This window comes from uncultured Allobosea sp. (assembly GCF_945957345.1).
GTDB lineage: Bacteria > Pseudomonadota > Alphaproteobacteria > Rhizobiales > Beijerinckiaceae > Allobosea.
In genome coordinates this window covers 1-16414 of record NZ_CAMFKW010000003.1, presented here as the reverse complement: position 1 = coordinate 16414, position 16414 = coordinate 1, and the positions used below count along the sequence as shown (strand labels likewise).

At 65.3% G+C, this 16414-nt stretch carries 16 protein-coding genes and 1 pseudogene; 10 read left to right on the top strand and 7 right to left on the bottom strand.

What is annotated here, in order from left to right:
• Nucleotides 1-5 precede the first annotated feature (5 nt).
• Genes Q0Q36_RS01920 through argJ form a run of 3 tightly spaced genes read right to left on the bottom strand, consistent with a single transcriptional unit; the run spans nt 6 to nt 2672 of the window.
• Nucleotides 6-521, bottom strand: a complete 516-nt coding sequence (locus Q0Q36_RS01920) for a carboxypeptidase regulatory-like domain-containing protein (RefSeq protein ID WP_293795144.1) — start codon at nt 519-521, stop codon at nt 6-8.
• Entirely contained in the window at nt 518-1441 is a 924-nt protein-coding gene (locus tag Q0Q36_RS01915; protein ID WP_293795142.1) for a DMT family transporter, read from the bottom strand. Before Q0Q36_RS01915 ends, Q0Q36_RS01920 begins: the two co-directional genes overlap by 4 nt.
• Entirely contained in the window at nt 1422-2672 is a 1251-nt protein-coding gene (argJ, locus tag Q0Q36_RS01910; protein ID WP_293795140.1) for a bifunctional glutamate N-acetyltransferase/amino-acid acetyltransferase ArgJ, read from the bottom strand. The genes Q0Q36_RS01915 and argJ overlap by 20 nt, the downstream gene beginning before the upstream one ends.
• Nucleotides 2673-2814: 142 nt before the next feature.
• Here argJ and Q0Q36_RS01905 point away from each other — a divergent pair, with 142 nt between their 5' ends.
• Nucleotides 2815-3006 carry a hypothetical protein gene (locus tag Q0Q36_RS01905; RefSeq protein ID WP_293795138.1) on the top strand — a complete coding sequence of 64 codons (192 nt, stop codon included), beginning with the start codon at nt 2815-2817 and terminating at the stop codon, nt 3004-3006.
• Between the two features lie 50 nt (nt 3007-3056).
• Here the strand turns inward: Q0Q36_RS01905 and Q0Q36_RS01900 are convergent, their stop codons facing one another.
• Nucleotides 3057-3914, bottom strand: a complete 858-nt coding sequence (locus tag Q0Q36_RS01900; protein ID WP_293795136.1) for a peptidylprolyl isomerase — start codon at nt 3912-3914, stop codon at nt 3057-3059.
• Nucleotides 3915-4273: 359 nt separating this feature from the next.
• Here Q0Q36_RS01900 and secA point away from each other — a divergent pair, with 359 nt between their 5' ends.
• The 5 genes from secA to serA all read left to right on the top strand — a co-directional run bounded on the left by secA (nt 4274) and on the right by serA (nt 10682).
• Nucleotides 4274-7048: a preprotein translocase subunit SecA gene (gene secA, locus Q0Q36_RS01895; protein ID WP_293795134.1), complete on the top strand. Its 2775-nt coding sequence runs from the start codon at nt 4274-4276 to the stop codon at nt 7046-7048.
• A gap of 169 nt (nt 7049-7217) precedes the next feature.
• The gene (locus Q0Q36_RS01890) at nt 7218-7733 is read left to right on the top strand and encodes an invasion associated locus B family protein (protein WP_293795132.1); all 516 of its coding nucleotides are present in this window, start codon (nt 7218-7220) and stop codon (nt 7731-7733) included.
• Nucleotides 7734-7863: 130 nt separating this feature from the next.
• Nucleotides 7864-8847, top strand: coding sequence for an SPFH domain-containing protein (locus Q0Q36_RS01885; RefSeq protein WP_293795130.1), 984 nt, complete (start codon nt 7864-7866; stop codon nt 8845-8847).
• Nucleotides 8848-8855: 8 nt separating this feature from the next.
• Complete coding sequence (locus Q0Q36_RS01880; RefSeq protein WP_293795128.1) at nt 8856-9305, top strand: NfeD family protein; 450 nt, start codon at nt 8856-8858, stop codon at nt 9303-9305.
• A 117-nt stretch (nt 9306-9422) separates the two neighbouring features.
• Entirely contained in the window at nt 9423-10682 is a 1260-nt protein-coding gene (gene serA / locus Q0Q36_RS01875; RefSeq protein ID WP_265056841.1) for a phosphoglycerate dehydrogenase, read from the top strand.
• A 3-nt stretch (nt 10683-10685) separates the two neighbouring features.
• Here serA and Q0Q36_RS01870 read toward each other — a convergent pair whose 3' ends face one another.
• A complete protein-coding gene (locus Q0Q36_RS01870; protein WP_293795123.1) occupies nt 10686-10892 on the bottom strand; it encodes a hypothetical protein in 207 nt (68 codons plus the stop codon).
• Between the two features lie 272 nt (nt 10893-11164).
• On the opposite strand from Q0Q36_RS01870, the gene Q0Q36_RS01865 reads away from it, so the two are divergent.
• Nucleotides 11165-12157, top strand: coding sequence for an LLM class flavin-dependent oxidoreductase (locus Q0Q36_RS01865; protein ID WP_293795121.1), 993 nt, complete (start codon nt 11165-11167; stop codon nt 12155-12157).
• A gap of 151 nt (nt 12158-12308) precedes the next feature.
• Nucleotides 12309-12764, top strand: a complete 456-nt coding sequence (locus Q0Q36_RS01860) for a Fur family transcriptional regulator (RefSeq protein WP_257733573.1) — start codon at nt 12309-12311, stop codon at nt 12762-12764.
• Nucleotides 12765-12773: 9 nt separating this feature from the next.
• Here the strand turns inward: Q0Q36_RS01860 and Q0Q36_RS01855 are convergent, their stop codons facing one another.
• The gene (locus Q0Q36_RS01855) at nt 12774-13046 is read right to left on the bottom strand and encodes a GNAT family N-acetyltransferase (RefSeq protein ID WP_293795119.1); all 273 of its coding nucleotides are present in this window, start codon (nt 13044-13046) and stop codon (nt 12774-12776) included.
• A gap of 18 nt (nt 13047-13064) precedes the next feature.
• Nucleotides 13065-14678, bottom strand: coding sequence for a glucan biosynthesis protein (locus tag Q0Q36_RS01850; protein WP_293795118.1), 1614 nt, complete (start codon nt 14676-14678; stop codon nt 13065-13067).
• Nucleotides 14679-14965: 287 nt separating this feature from the next.
• Here Q0Q36_RS01850 and Q0Q36_RS01845 point away from each other — a divergent pair, with 287 nt between their 5' ends.
• Nucleotides 14966-15514: a glyoxalase superfamily protein gene (locus Q0Q36_RS01845; RefSeq protein WP_293795117.1), complete on the top strand. Its 549-nt coding sequence runs from the start codon at nt 14966-14968 to the stop codon at nt 15512-15514.
• A gap of 572 nt (nt 15515-16086) precedes the next feature.
• A pseudogene (locus Q0Q36_RS01840) lies at nt 16087-16414 on the top strand (ornithine decarboxylase); the annotation flags it as partial.

The window sequence follows — 16414 nt, the reverse complement described above, 5'->3', positions numbered from 1 at the left end:
GTGTCTCAGTTACCGGAGAGGATGACCTGGACGGGCTCGGTTTCCTTGCCCGTCAGCGTGACGCTGTCATAGACCGAGCCGCCTTCGCGGGTGAAGGCGGTTTCCTCGCCCCAGATCACCTGCGTTGTCAGGAAATAGGTCCCTGGCGCGACCTTGTCGAAGGCGAAGCGGCCATTGGCCTCGGCCTTGGTCGTGCGGGTATATTCGGAATAGCCGGGGTCGACACTGTCGTCGCGCGGATAGGCACTGTGGGGCACGTATTTGGCCTTGCCGTAGAAATTGGCGAAGCGCTCGCGGGCGAAGGCGGTGTCGGGAATGAGGCGTACGACTTGGCCGGCCGCGTTGACCACCACGCCGCTCGGCTTGGTGCGGAAGGCGTGGCCGGTGATGATTCCGGTGCCTGATTTCTTGATGAAGGCTGCCTCCTCGGCGGAGAAGGCCACGGTCGCGGGCTTGCGATCGACACAACCCGCCATGACGGCGCCGGCCAGCACGGCCGCCGCGATAGTCCCGATCCTCATGAGGCCCCCACCTTGCGCGGCGTCGTCGTGACGAGGAAGACGCCGGCCAGGATGATGCAGCCGCCGAGGATTTGCCGCAACTCCAGAGCTTCGTGCAGGACAATGACGCCAAGAATCACCGCGACCGTCGGCACGAGATAGCCGGTCATGGCCGCGCGCGTCGGGCCTGCCGCCCGAATCAGGCGCATGAAGACCGTGACCGGGATCGCGGTCGCCAGCACGCCGAGCGCCAGCATGGTCGGGAGATGGTTGAGCACGGGCAGGAAAGCCGTGGGGCCGAGGAAGGTGAGGGCGAGCGTCGTGGCGATCGTGCCCGAGAACATCTGCTGCCCCAGTGCCAGCCGTGCCGGTTCGCCGGTCGCGGCCGGCACGGAGCGGACATAGAGATTGGCGGCGGTGTAGCTCAGCGCCGCGCCGACCATGGCCAGCACGCTGAGCGCCGTGCCGCCGCCTTCAAACAAGCGCGGGCCGATCAGCATGGCGACGCCGGCCATGCCGAGCAGGATGCCGCCGACACGGCGCCGGGTCAGCCTCTCCTCGGCGAAGAAGAAATGGGCACCGAGCGCGGTGACGAGCGGGCTCGCCGCCTGGATCATCGCGCCGGGGCCGCTGGGGAGCTGCGTCAGCGCATAGGCGACGAGCACGTTGGGCAGCCAGCCATTGGTGGTGCCGAGCACGAGCCAGGGAACGATCTCGGCCCGGCGCGGCAGCGGATTCTGCCGGCGCCACAGGCTCCAGAGCGACAGGGCAGCCGCGCCGAGCAGGCCTCGCCCGGCCGCGATGGCAAGAGCCGGAACCTGCCCGCTCATCAGCTTGATGAACAGGTAGCTCGAGCCCCAGAGCAGGGCGCAGATCGCGAGATTGACGGCGATGAAACTACGGCTTGGGTCCGCGGAAACCTCAGGAGCGGTAGTCGCCATTGATCTCGACATAGGCTTTGGTCAGGTCGCAGGTCCAGACCGTGGCCTTGCCGCGCCCCAGCCCGAGATCGGCGGTGATGACGATGTTGTCGCCCTTCATGTAGTCGGAAACCGCGACCTCGTCATAGGACGGGGCACGCGCGCCCTGCTTCGCCACGACGATGTCGCCGAAGCCGATATCGAGCCTGTCGCGATCGGCCGGTTCGCCGGCCTTGCCGACGGCCATGACGACGCGCCCCCAATTGGCGTCCTCGCCGGCGATGGCGGTCTTGACCAGCGGGGAATTGGCGATCGAGAGCGCGACGCGCTTGGCCGAGCGGGCGGAGGCTGCGCCGGTGACGCGCACCTCGACGAATTTGCGGGCGCCTTCACCGTCCTTGCAGACGAGGTGGGCGAGCTCCAGCAGGATCGAATTCAACGCGCGCTTGAAGCCGGACAGGCGGGCGTCGTTGATCTCGGTGATCGCCGGCACGCCGCGAGCGGCAGCCTTGCCGGTGGCGAACAGCATCAGCGTGTCCGAGGTCGAGGTGTCGCTGTCGACGGTGACAGCATTGAACGAGCCCTTCACGCCCTTGGAGAGCAGGGCCTGCAGCACGGGGGCGGCGATCGGGGCATCGGTGAAGACGAAGGAGAGCATCGTCGCCATGTCCGGCGCGATCATGCCGGCGCCCTTGGCGATGCCGGCGATGACCACTTCCTTGCCGTCGATCTTGGCCTTGCGGGTCAGGGCCTTCGGGAAAGTGTCTGTGGTCATGATCGCGCGGGCGGCGTCGATCCAGGGGCCGTCGGCCGCGCGCTTGGCGCATTCGTCGAGAACGCCCTTGAACTTGGTCGCATCGAGCGGCTCGCCGATCACGCCGGTCGAGGCGATGAAGACCTCCTGAGGCCTGCAGCCGGCAGCCTTCGCCGCGATCTCGGCGGTGAGCTTGACGGAATCACGGCCTTTCAGGCCGGTGAAGGCGTTGGCATTGCCGGAATTGACGACGACGGCGCGGGCCGAACCCTGCTTCAGGTTCTCGCGGCACCAGTCGACCGGAGCGGAGGGGCATTTCGAGCGGGTAAAGACGCCCGCGACCTGCGTGCCCTCGTCGAGCAGCGCGAACCAGACGTCCTGGCGGCCCTTGTAGCGGATGCCGGCCTCGGCGGTGGCGAAGCGCACGCCCGGCACCGCTGGAACCTTGGGCTGGCGCTTCGGCGCGAGCGGGGAAACGGGGACATCCTTGCCGGCCATCGGGCTTCCTCCAGTTGGGGAGGCTGATCTGCCGCAGAGACGGTCAGAAGACAAGAGCGGCGGCCAAAGCAAATAACGGTTGCAACCCGCTTATCGATATTGCAACTTATGGTTGCATGATGAGCATGCGCAAGGAGGCACCATGGCGGATACTCTGCTGACGCCCGAGATTGCACGGGCACAGAAGAAGCTGGAAGAAACCATTGGCAACGCCGTTACTCCTCTCGGAAAAGAGAGCAAGGCTGTTCTGCCGAAGGGATGCAGCTGGCAATGCTGGGTCGAAATCGGGCCAGACGGACGGCCCGTGGTCAAATGCGGAATCAAATGCGATTGAGGATCTAGAAGCTATGCCGGCCGCGCTGCGGCCGGCATAGGACGACTGTCTCAGTTCTTCTTCGGCTCGGCCGGCTTGGCGGCGTCCGGAGCCGGGGGGGCAGGTGCTGCCGGCTTGTCGAGACGCTCGACCTTGGCCTTCTCACGCATGGCGAGAACGAGATCCTGCTGGGCCTTGCGCTCGAGATACTGGTCGATCTGCGGCTTGACGGCCGCGAAATCCGGCAGCGGCTTGGTGCGCTTGTCCTCGAGCTTTATGACGTGCCAGCCGAACTGGCTCTTCACCGGCTCGGAAATCTCGCCCTTCTTCAGCTTGAACGCGGCTTCGGCGAATTCCGGCACCATGCGGTCCTTGGTGAACCAGCCGAGATCGCCGCCCTCCTTGCCGGAGCCCGGGTCCTTGGAGAGCTCGGCCGCAACCTTGGCGAAATCTTCGCCCTTCTTCAGCCGCTCGACCGCAGCCTTGGCCTGCGCCTCGTCCTCGACGAGGATATGGCGGGCATGGGCCTCTTCCTCGGGCGCCATCGCCTTGGTGGTGTCATCGAAGAGCTTCTTGGCGGCTTCGGGGGTGACGGCCTTCTTGCCCTCGCGGGTCAGGTATTCGTCGAGCAGCACCTTCTCGCGGTAATAGGCGAGGCGGGCGGCGAAATCGGGGGTGTCGCCGATCTTGGCGTCGGCCGCGGCCTTGGCGCCGAGCTTGAGGTCGACGAGATAGTTGATCACCTCGTCGCGCTTGCGCTCCTCGGGGAGCTGGGCGAGGCGCTCGCCGAGATCCTCGGTCGCGAGCTGGACGTCCTTCTCGGTGATCGCGATGCCGTCGACCTTGGCGACGACCTTGTCGGCCTGGGCGAAGGCCGGGCCCGCCAGCAGCGCGAAGCCGAGAACGGCAATGAAACGGGCTGAATTCATGAATGACGGCCTTTCGTCGAAAACCGAGGCGGTTTGGCGGTGCACTGCCAGTTGAACGCGGCAAAGGCAAGGCGGTTCGGACGATCGCGGCAGCCGATCACGCAGCTTTGCACCGGCCCCGTTGCCGCAGCGTCGCATGATATCAGGCGTGGGCTCTTGGAAGCGGAACGGAAAAACCCCACATCGGGAGCCGAATTCACTTGCTGTTTCGCTGCCGATAGGACGAAACGCACGCTGGACCCTGCCCGCGCTCGCGTCTAAACACGCGGTCGCATTTCGAGAATACCGAACCTCCGGTTCGCGCGCGACAAGCGATACGCGCCGGCCGGGGGCTCAACGCATCACCTGAAAGGCCCAACATGCTTGGCGCGCTCGCAAAGAAACTCTTCGGCTCGTCGAATGACCGCCGCGTCAAGGGCTACCAGCCCCGCGTCGCCGCGATCAACGCCCTGGAGAAAGAGCTCTCGGCGCTGAGCGACGAGGCTCTGAAGGCGCGCACCGAAGAGTTCAAGAAGCAGATCGCCGAGGGCAAGAAGCTCGACGACCTGCTGGTCCCCGCCTTCGCCACGGTGCGCGAGGCCGCCAAGCGCGTGCTCGGCCAGCGCCCCTATGACGTCCAGCTGATCGGCGGCATGGTGCTGCACGAGGGCGCCATCGCCGAGATGAAGACCGGCGAAGGCAAGACGCTGGTCGCGACCTTGCCGACCTATCTCAACGCCCTCGAAGGCAAGGGCGTCCATGTCGTCACCGTCAACGACTACCTCGCCCGGCGCGACGCCGAGTGGATGGCGAAGCTCTACAACTTCCTCGGCCTGACCGTCGGCATCATCGTGCACGGCCTCGACGACGAGGAGCGCCAGCGTGCCTATGCCTGCGACATCACCTATGGCACGAACAACGAGTTCGGCTTCGACTATCTCCGCGACAACATGAAATACGACGTCGCGCAGATGAGCCAGCGCGGCCACCATTTCGCGATCGTCGACGAGGTCGACTCGATCCTGGTCGACGAAGCGCGTACGCCGCTGATCATCTCCGGCCCGCTCGACGACAAGTCGGACCTCTATGTCGCGATCGACAAGGTGCTGCCGGGCCTGATCCCGACCGACTACGAGGTCGACGAGAAGCAGCGCACGGTGGCGCTGACCGAAGCCGGCAACGAGCATATCGAGGAATTGCTGCGGGAGGCCGGCATCCTGACCGAGGGCGATCTCTACGACGCCCACAACGTCACGCTGGTCCATCACGTCAATCAGGCGCTGCGGGCCCACACGCTGTTCACCCGCGACAAGGACTATATCGTCCGCAACGACGAAGTGGTGATCATCGACGAGTTCACCGGCCGCATGATGCCGGGCCGACGCTATTCGGAAGGCCTGCATCAGGCGCTGGAAGCTAAGGAGCACGTCACGGTCCAGCCCGAGAACGCGACGCTGGCCTCGATCACCTTCCAGAACTATTTCCGCCTCTACGCCAAGCTCGCCGGCATGACCGGCACGGCGGCGACCGAGGCCGACGAGTTCTTCCAGATCTACAAGCTCGAGGTCGTCGAGATTCCGACCAACGTTCCCGTCGCCCGCAAGGACGAGGACGACGAAGTCTACCGGACCTTCGAGGAGAAGGTGCGCGGCGTCATCCGCGAGATCCAGTCGGCGCAGGAGAACGGCCAGCCCGTGTTGGTCGGCACCACCTCGATCGAGCGCTCGGAGCTGATCGCGGAGATGCTGGAGAAGGCGGGCTACAAGCTGCTCGACTTCACCAACCCGACGGCGCTGGAACCGGTCTACGAGGCCGCCCGTCAGGGCAAGACGACCAAGGCCTTCGCCGTGCTGAACGCTCGCTTCCATGAGCAGGAAGCCTATATCGTCGCGCAGGCCGGCGTGCCCGGCGCGATCACCATCGCCACCAACATGGCCGGCCGCGGCACCGACATCCAGCTCGGCGGCAATGCCGACATGCGGATCAACCACGATCTCGCCGGGATGGAGGAAGGTCCGGAGCGCGACGCCAAGGCCGCCGCTATCCGCGCCGAGGTCGCCGAATTCAAGCAGCGTGTGCTCAAGTCCGGCGGGCTCTACATCGTCGGCACCGAGCGCCATGAGAGCCGGCGCATCGACAACCAGCTGCGCGGCCGCGCGGGCCGCCAGGGCGATCCCGGCCGCTCCAAGTTCTTCCTGTCGCTGCAGGACGACCTGATGCGCATCTTCGGCTCCGACCGGATGGACGGCATGCTGACCAAGCTCGGCCTCAAGGAGGACGAGGCGATCGTCCATCCCTGGATCAACAAGGCGGTCGAGAAGGCTCAGGGCAAGGTCGAGGCGCGCAATTTCGACATCCGCAAGAACATCCTGAAATACGACGACGTCATGAACGACCAGCGCAAGGTCGTGTTCGAGCAGCGCCGCGACTTCATGCGCCAGGCGAGCGTGCGCGAGACGATCGACGACATGCGCCATGGCGTGGTCGAGGACGTCGTCGCCCGCCACATTCCGGAAGAGGCCTATCCCGAGCAGTGGGACAGCGCCGGCCTCAAGCAGGAGGTGATCCAGCATCTCAACCTCGATCTGCCGATCGAGGACTGGGCCAAGGAAGAGGGCATCGCCGACAGCGAGATCCGCGAGCGCATCCGCAAGCTCGCCGACGAGGATTATGCCGGCCGTATCGAACGGAACAGCGAAGAAGTCATGACCTATGTCGAGAAGCAGGTTCTGCTGCAGTCGCTCGACCATCTCTGGCGCGAGCATCTGGTCACGCTCGACCATCTGCGCCAGGTCATCGGCTGGCGTGGCCTCGCCCAGCGCGACCCGCTGCAGGAATACAAGCAGGAGGCCTTCGAGCTGTTCGACGGGCTGATCGGCCATCTGCGCCAGCAGGTCACCGGCCATCTCTCGCGCATCGAGGTCCGCTTCGACCAGCCCGAGGATCAGGCGCCGGCGCAGGTTCAGGACGGCGCGAACTCCGGCTTCGGCGATTACGGCGCGACCGGCGTGCAGTTTGCGGCGACGGATGCCGATACGGCCGTGCTCGACCGCAATCCCACGGATCCCGAGACCTGGGGCAAGGTCGGCCGCAACGAGCCCTGTCCTTGCGGCTCGGGCAAGAAGTTCAAGCACTGCCACGGCCAGTTCGTCTGAAGCTTAGCTGCCTTGACGCCTTCCGATGCCCGGCCCTGTGCCGGGCATCTTCGTTTTGGGCAGGCCCGGCCCGTCCTGCGCCGGATCGACGCAGGAATTGTTCGGGTCGCATTTACGCCTCGGTAACACTCTCCTTTCCAAGTTGGCCGCGATGAAAGGAGATGAGACCATGTTCAAGACAGCGCTTTCGGCCGCCTGCCTCGTCATCTTGGCGGGGACGGGCGTACAGGCGGCGGGGCCCACATCCCTGGGTCAGTTCGGCGAATGGAATGCGGCGACTTACGCAAAGGATGATCTGGCACGTTGCTTCATCATGAGTAAACCCTCTTCCGAGGAGCCGTCTAATTTACGTCATGGAGAAGTTTTCTTCTTCGTGCAGACGGGAGAAAAAGCCTCGGCGACGGAATCGAGCTTCCAGACCGGCTATGACTTCGCGCGGAACTCGGTCGTCACCGTCACGATCGGCGATGACAGCTTCCGCATGCTGACCGAGGGCAGCAATGCCTGGCTGGAGCGGCTGGAGCGGGAGCCGGCACTGCTCGCGGCGATGCGCGCGGGCAGCACCATGACTCTCGAAGCGCGTTCGCTGCGCGGCAATGTCACGACCTATACGTTCTCGCTTGCGGGCGTGACGGCGGCCTCGCGGATGCTGGCGCGCTGCAATACGGACGCGACGCAGAGCTGACATCGATTTCGGGCGAGCCGCCCCCGGCATGGCTCGCCCGTTTGATGCCCCCGCTTGCAACCGGCCCACGCAAACGCCAGTTTGAGGATTGGATGGGCAGGACGGCGCATCGGCGTCGCAGGGGGACGAGATGGATTTGTCGGGCTTCAACATCGCCGTGATCGTCATCGTGGCGCTGGTCATCCTGACGATCGCACGCGGCGTTCGCACCGTTCCACAGGGTTTCAACTACACCGTCGAGCGCTTCGGCCGCTATTCGCGGACGCTGAGCGCGGGCCTTGGGCTGATCGTGCCCTATATCGACCGCATCGGGCACAAGGTGAATGTCATGGAGCAGGTGCTCGACATTCCCTCGCAGGAGGCGATCACCAAGGATAATGCCGGTGTCAGGATCGACGCCGTCGCCTTCTTCCAGGTGCTCGACGCCGCCAAGGCCAGCTACGAGGTCGCCTCGCTGCACGACGCCCTGATGCTCCTGACCATGACCAATATCCGCACCGTCGTCGGTTCGATGGATCTGGATCAGCTCCTGTCGCATCGAGACGAGATCAACGAGCGGCTGCTGCGCGTCATGGACGCCGCCGCCTCGCCCTGGGGCGTCAAGGTCACCCGCATCGAGATCCGCGACATCCTGCCGCCGGCCGATATCGCCGGCGCGATGAACCGGCAGATGAAGGCTGAGCGCGAGAAGCGCGCCGCCGTGTTGGAGGCAGAAGGTCTGCGCCAGTCCGAAATCCTCAAGGCCGAGGGCCAGAAGCAGGCGCAGATCCTCGCCGCCGAAGGCCGCAAGGAAGCGGCGTTGCGCGATGCCGAGGCCCGCGAGCGGCTGGCCCAGGCGGAAGCGGCCGCCACCGCCATGGTCTCGGAGGCGATCAGCAAGGGCGACATTCAGGCCGCCAACTTTCTCATCGCCGAGCGCTATACGGATGCGCTGAAATCGATCGCTTCCAGCCATAACAGCAAGGTCGTGATCGTGCCGATCGAGGCTGCGTCGCTTGCCGGCACGGTCGGCGGCATCGCGCAGCTCACCAAGGCCGTGTTCGGCGAGGATGCACCGGCCCTGCGCCGCGGCGGGGCCGGCTCAGTGCCGGTTTCGGGGCGTGCGAGCGACTGAGGCCCACGATGATGCCCGATTGGCTTGCGACACATAATGGCTGGCTCTGGGCCATTCTCGGCCTGCTGCTGATCGGCGGCGAGATGCTGGCGCCCGGTGTCTTCCTGATCTGGCTGGGGTTGGCCGCGCTCATCACCGGCGCGGTGGTCGGCCTCTTCAGCCTCGGCTGGCAGGCGGCCTGCATCGTCTTCGCGATCTTCGCCGTCGCCTGCGTTGCCGCCGGCCGCATGCTGACACGCCGTAAGAGCGAGGAACCCGATGCCGCAACTGGGCTCAACGATCGCGGTCGCCAACTCATCGGCAAGGTCTTCCGGTTGGAGACGACAATGGCGGGCGGCGAGGGGCGCGTGCGCGTCGGCGATTCGTCCTGGCGGATCACCGGCCCGGAACTGCTGGCCGGAACCGAGGTCAAGGTCGTCAGGGTCGAAGGCTCGACGCTGGTCGTCGAGAAGGCCTGAGGCCGCCATGAGAATTTCGCATCGGCCGCGGCGATTTTAGCGGCTGAGCTGCGTCTAGGGCGTTGGCCTCCGGCGTTGTGAGGACTATAGCAACCGCTCCTCCGTGAGCGCATCGTCATGACCAGCCCCAGCGAACGCCTTTCCCTTCCGAAGGACCGCATCAAGGTCCTGCTGCTGGAAGGTATCAACGATTCCGCCGTCGAGCTGTTGCAGCAGGCCGGCTATAGCAATCTCGAACGGCTGCCCAAGGCGCTCGACCGCGACGGCCTGCTCAAGGCGATCCAGGGCGTGCATGTGCTCGGCATTCGCTCGCGCACGCAGCTCACGCCGGAGATCTTCGCCGGGGCCGACCGGCTCTTCGCCGTCGGCTGCTTCTCGGTCGGCACTAATCAGGTCGATCTGGAGGCGGCGCGGCTGCGCGGCGTGCCGGTCTTCAACGCGCCGTTCTCGAACACGCGCAGCGTCGCTGAGCTTACCATCGGCGAGATCGTGATGCTGCTCCGGCGCATTCCGGACCGCTCACGCGATGCGCATCAGGGCGGCTGGGACAAATCGGCCAACGGCTCCTTCGAGGTGCGCGGCAAGACGCTCGGCATCGTCGGCTACGGCAATATCGGCAGCCAGCTCTCGACGCTGGCCGAGGCGATGGGCATGCGCGTGATCTATTACGATCACACCGATCGCCTGCGCCACGGCAATACCGAACCGACGAAGAGCCTGAAAGCTCTCCTCGGCGCGGCCGATGTCGTCTCGCTGCATGTGCCGGAGACGGCGCAGACCGCGGGCATGATCGGCGCGGCGCAGATCGCGGCGATGAAGAAGGGCGCTTATCTCATCAACAATTCGCGTGGCACGGTGGTCGATCTCGACGCGGTCGCGGCGGCGCTGAAGAGCGGCCATCTGGCGGGTGCGGCCGTGGACGTCTTCCCGGTCGAACCGGCTTCCAATGCCGAGCGCTTCGTCACGCCGCTGCAGGGTCTCTCCAACGTGATCCTGACGCCGCATATCGGCGGCTCGACCGAGGAGGCGCAGGAGCGCATCGGCGCCGAGGTCGCCCGCAAGCTCGTCGATTATTCCGATGTCGGCTCCACGGTCGGTGCGGTCAATTTCCCGCAGGTCCAGTTGCCGGCCCGCGCGATCGGCACGCGCTTCATCCATGTCCAGCGCAACGTGCCGGGCATGCTGCGGCGGCTGAACGACGTCTTCGCCAGCCGGCAGGTCAATATCGCCGCGCAGAACTACCAGACCGATGGCGAGGTCGGCTATGTCGTGATGGAGGCGGACGGCGTCTCAAGCGCCGAGGCGCGCGACATCCTGAAGGACATCCGCGCGCTCGACGGCACGATCCGCGCCCGCCTTCTGCACCAGCGCGACTGAGCCTCAGGCCGGCTTCTTGGTCTTGGCGCCGGGCTTGATCGGCGTCTGGGCTGCGACGGGGTCGCTGGCTGGGAAAGTGTCCTTCAGCGCCCGGTTGAGCTCGGCGTCCTTGCCGTGCTTGCGCTCGGCTTCGCGCTGCTCCTTCTGTTCCTGGCGCAGGCTTTCCTTGGCGGGATTGGCGGTGGCGGTCATGGTCGTTCCCTTCGGCATGGATGTCTCCAACTAGGAACGCAGCTGTGCCGAGCCCGTTCCGCCAGAACGCCAGCGCAGGCACGCCATGACGATGCTGGCTATCCTCTGGACCGGATCGCCCAGCCTTCCCATCTGGTGAGGCTACGTCGTCCCGCCGGCCTTGGCCCGGCGCCAGAGCAACCCGCAGTCCTTCGAACTACAGATTGCTCTAGGTTTTTATTTTATCGCATTTTCTTCACGCGAACCGGTTTCCACTTCGCTTGAAAATGCTTCAACCAGCAGGGGCCGTCATGGTCGCGATCTCCGTCCTCGATCTCGTTCCCGTCGTCGAAGGGGAGGGGCCGCGTGACGCCCTGCTGAAATCCACCGACCTGATCCGCCATGCCGAACGGCTCGGCTACACCCGTTACTGGGTAGCCGAGCATCACAACATGGTCGGCATCGCCAGTGCCGCGACCTCAGTGGTCATCGGCCAGCTCGCGGCGGCGACCAGCACCATCCGGGTCGGCGCCGGCGGCATCATGCTGCCGAACCATTCTCCGCTGGTCATCGCCGAGCAGTTCGGTACGCTGGAGGCGCTTTTTCCGGGGCGGATCGATCTCGGCCTCGGCCGCGCGCCCGGCACCGACCAGCTGACGCTGAGGGCGCTGCGCCGCAGCCCGATGTCATCCGACAGCTTCCCGCAGGACGTGCTCGAATTGCAGGCGCTGTTCGCGCCGGCGGGACCCAATCAGGCGATCCGCGCTGTGCCGGGCGAGGGGCTTGAGGTTCCGCTCTGGATTCTCGGGTCGAGCCTGTTCGGCGCGCAGCTCGCGGCCGAGCTCGGACTGCCCTACAGCTTTGCCTCGCATTTCGCGCCGGATGCGCTGATGCAGGCGCTCGCCGTCTATCGCGAGCGCTTCAAGCCGTCCGAACAGCTCGCGGCGCCGCATGCGATGCCGGGCATCAATGTCGTCGCCGCCGATACGGACGAGGAAGCGCGCTATCTCGCGACCTCGCTGCAGCAGCGTTTCGTCGGTATGGTGAGAGGCGCGCGCGGCAAGCTCCAGCCCCCGATCGACGATATCGAGCAGTACTGGTCGCCGGCCGAGAAGGCGCATGTCTCGGGGATGCTGCGCTATGCCTTCATCGGCTCGCCGGCGACGTTGCAACGCACGTTAGGCGCCTTTGTGCGTGAGACCCAGGCGGACGAGATTATGGTCACCGCGCCGATCTTCGATCACGAGCAGCGCAAACGCTCCTACGAGCTCGTCGCGGAAATCGCGGCGGACTTGAAAAGGTAGGAGGCTTCTTCTGCTGATAGGCGCCGCAGCGAGCGATCTGGGGTAAAGTCATCTTGTTAATAATGGGTCGCATTTGCATATATAATGCAAATGCGAGTGATTTTCTTTTAGCTGTTTTTGCAATTGGCCGGCGGCATTGCTATGGCAAGGCATGACCGAGACCGACCGGCGCATTGCCGTTTTCGAGAGCCAGCTGAAGGGAGCCGGGCTGCGCATGACGCAGCAGCGGCGTTTGATCCTGCGCGTGCTGGCCGAAGCCGACGATCATCCCGATGCGAAGGGCATCTTCACCCGGGCCTTCGCGCATGATCCGACCCTGTCGCTCTCGACCGTCTACCGGACGATGAAGGTGCTGGAATCACAGGGCGCGATCGAGCGCCACGCCTTCGAGGACGGCATCTCGCGCTACGAGCATGCCGACCAGGAGCATCACGACCACCTGATCGATGTCGATTCGGGCGAGGTGATCGAGTTCTCCTCGGATGCGATCGAGGAATTGCAGCGGCGGATCGCGGCGGAGCTCGGCTATGAGCTCGTGCGCCATCGCCTGGAGCTCTATGGCCGCAAGAAACAGCCGGCGCGCCGCGGTGGCAGGAAGACCTCCTGACCTGCTGCGTCAGCCGTCGACGACGTCGTTGTACTCTGGATGCTTGGCGAGCCAGCCCTGCAAAAATTCGCAGCGGACCACGGCCTTGCGCCCGCTCGCCCGGAGCAATTCGAAGACGCCCTTCGCCAGCCTTGAGCCGACGCCCTGCCCGGCGAATTGCTGGGGCACTTCGGTATGGACCAGCACCAGCCGCTCGCCGTCGCGACGATAGGCGACGAGCGCGGTGCCGCCGTCGAGCGCAAGTTCGAAACGGTTCTGTTCGGGCTTCTCGACGACGTCCATGGCGCAGGCTCCGTCAATTCACCCCTGCGCTTCGGCGCGCCAGGGGTAGCTCCAGGTCTCTGTGAGCGTCTTGCCGCCGCTCCTGAGGAATGCGCGCATTTCGGCGAGCTGGCCAGGCTCGACCACGACGTCGACGAAGGCGCGGAAGCCGTCGGTCTTGCGGTTCGGCACGATGAAGGCGCGGTCGATCCGGCCATAGGCGATCGAGGGCACGATCTCGACCTTCTCCGGCTGCTTCAGGTAGTAGTCGAGATCGCCCCCGGCGAAGTCGATGATGAAGCGGCGCGAGCCCTCGGTGACCGGCTCGCCCGAGCCCAGCGCCTTGGGCTTGGCCTGGTAGGTGTTGATGACGCGCCCGCCTGGATGCAGGTCGCTGGAATCGAGCATCGCGATCAGCTTGTAGCCGAAGGAGAACTCCTTGCCCGGCTCCAGCGGTGTCTTCGGCGCCCACAGCGCTACGATATTGTCGTTGGTTTCGTCGGTCGTCGGCATCTCGATCAGTTCGACGACGCCTTCGCCCCAGTCGCCCTGCGGCTCGATCCAGTAGGAGGGACGGAGTTCGTAGGAGAGATCGAGATCCTGGTAATGCTCGAAGGCGCGGTCGCGCTGCATCAGGCCGAAGCCGCGAATATTGCGCTCGACGAAGGAGGAGACGGCCTGCTGTCTGGGGTTGCGCAGCGGGCGCCAGATCCATTCGCCGCTGCCGGAATGGATCATCAGCCCGTCGGAATCGTGCAATTCGCTGCGGAAGTCGTCGAAGAAGCGGCGATCGTTCTCGCCGGTGAAGAACATCGAGGTCAGTGGCGCAAGGCCGAGCTTCTCGATGGGCGCGCGCGGATAGAGCGTCGCCGCCACTTCCATGACGGTGTCGAGGTCAGGATAGATGGTGAAACGATAGGCGCCGGTGACGGCCGGCGAATCGAGCAGGGTGTGGATGACGATGCGCTCGGCATTGGCTGCCGGCTGCTCGACCCAGAACTCGCGGAAGACCGGGAATTCCTCGGTAGTGGTGCCCGCTCCGATCGAGAGGCCGCGGGCCGAGAGACCGTAGCGCTGGCCGCGGCCGAGCACCCGGAAATAGCTCGCGCCGATGAAGGAGATCAGCTCGTCGAAGACGCGGGGGTCGTTGAGTGGGTAATGCAGGCGGAAGCCGGCGAAGCCGAGATTGACCGGCAGCGGCTTGTCGAACTTGACCTTGCCGTAGTCGAACAGGTTCGCGGCATAGGGGACGGGCGTCGGTACGCCATCGCGCACGACATTCACCGTGACCGGGCGGGTGAAGAGGAAGCCCGGATGGAACATCTGCATGCGGAAGGGCGAGCCGTTCTGCGCCAGCAGCGCACGCTCGGGCCGGAAACGGATGTCGCGCCAGGAATCGTAGTCGAGCTTGGCCAGTGCTTCCGGCAGGGGCGGGATCGGCTCATAGGGAACGGCAGCGATCTCGCGGGCGCGGCGCTGCACGTCCTCGAAGCCGAAGCGCGGCTGCGGCGCCGCGTTCTGCTGGGGAGGAGGCGGCTGCGGGCCCTGCTGCTGCGGCTGGGGCTGCTGCGCCAGAAGGACGGAGGGCGCCACCGAGAGGCAGAGCGCGGCTGAAAGTCCGCCCAGGACGCGGCGGCGATCTGTCGTGGTCATGGGTGGTCCGTCTTCCCCGTCGCCTCGGCTTGGCAAAATAGGCGGCTACCGAGAGTTAAGGCCATGAAATGAGGCTGGTCTAGGGCCTGCGTATGGCATCCGGCATTGACAGGAGATGAAGATGTCGCAACCTTCGTGACTGGCCGGATGCGGCCAGCCGCTCGCGCCCGAAAGGGCAAGGTGAACGCATCCATCCAAGTCCCTGTCCTGATCCCGATCGACTCGTGGACGGATATCGGCAAGGCGAGCCCCGATCCCAACCGTCCGCAGCGAAAAGGATCACGACGATGCGTAGCTTTCGCGATGCGAAGCTGATGGCCAAGAGCCTGCGCGAGACCATGGCCTCCCGGCAGGTGCCGCTTTCCCATTCCGAGACCCTTGAGATCGTGGCGCGCCAGTTCGGCTATGACGACTGGAACGTGCTGGCGGCGAAGATCGGCGAGGCTGCGCCCGAGAAGCCGGCGGAGACGGTGCGCCTGCAGATGGGCATCCCGATCCTCAGGATCTTCGACGAGGCGAAGGCCAAGGAATTCTATCTCGACTTCCTCGGCTTCACGATGGACTGGGACCATCGCTTCGGGCCGAACATGCCGCTCTATATGCAGGTCTCGCGCTCCGGCCTGCAGCTCCATCTCTCGGAGCATCACGGCGATGCCAGCCCCGGCTCGACCGTCTTCGTCTGGATGAACGGTATCGACGCCCTTCACGCCGAGCTGATCGGCAAACGCTACACCTACTCGAAACCAGGCATCGAGGAGGACGGGCCGGGCGGCCGGACGCTGCAAGTGCCCGACCCGTTCGGCAACAGAATCCGCTTCTGCGAGAAACGTGACTAACCCCTAGCCGGCGAAGGGCTTTTTGCCGTTAACCCGTTCCCGAACGGACGCGGATCGGCCCTGCAAAAAAATGCGGCCCCGGGCGCATAAAACACTTGTGGTCCGGGGCAAGCGTCCGTATATCGCGTTCACCCAATTCGCACGTGCCTGTGGCCGCGTGCTGGTCGGTGGGCATCCGGACAAGAGGCCGGACAGCCGCCAGGGGTTGGAGGACGGATGGAGGGGATGGACATCCCTCAAATCACGCCTCCCGGTTTCCGCAAGGACGCCGTTCCCCGACACAGACCGGCAGCCGGAGGCAAAACCGGCGAACCCCGAATCTCCACGGGGGACGCAGCTTAAAGCAACGACGGAGCGGGCTTTTTTGGTCTCGCCGGCTTTCCACAGGCCGGCACCGAAGAGGCTTGTCCTTCATTGCCGGCCGTGCGGGGTCTTCCCCAATCGAACGGTGTTTCGGGTCCGGACGGCTCGTCCGCTGTAGCAGGCGTCTCCACAGCGCCGCGCGACAGCGACGATTCACTCCGGCGATACATCGCATCGACGCCGCTTGCGTCGCAGGGGAGTCGCGTCTCATGACCGACCGCATCCGTGAGTTTCTTCGTACCCGCCGCGAGGACGGGCCCTGCGTCGTCATCGACACCGATGTCGTGCGCGAGAACTATCATGCCTTCGCCCGTGCGCTGCCCGACACCCGCGTCTTCTACGCGGTGAAGGCCAACCCGGCGCCGGAGGTGCTCGCCCTGCTCGCCAAGCTCGGCTCCTGCTTCGATTGCGCCTCGGTCGTCGAGATCGAGCTCGCGCTCGCGGCCGGCGCCACGGCCGATCGCATCTCCTTCGGCAACACGATCAAGAAGGAGCGCGACGTCGTGCGCGCCATGGAGCTCGGCGTGCGCCTGTTCG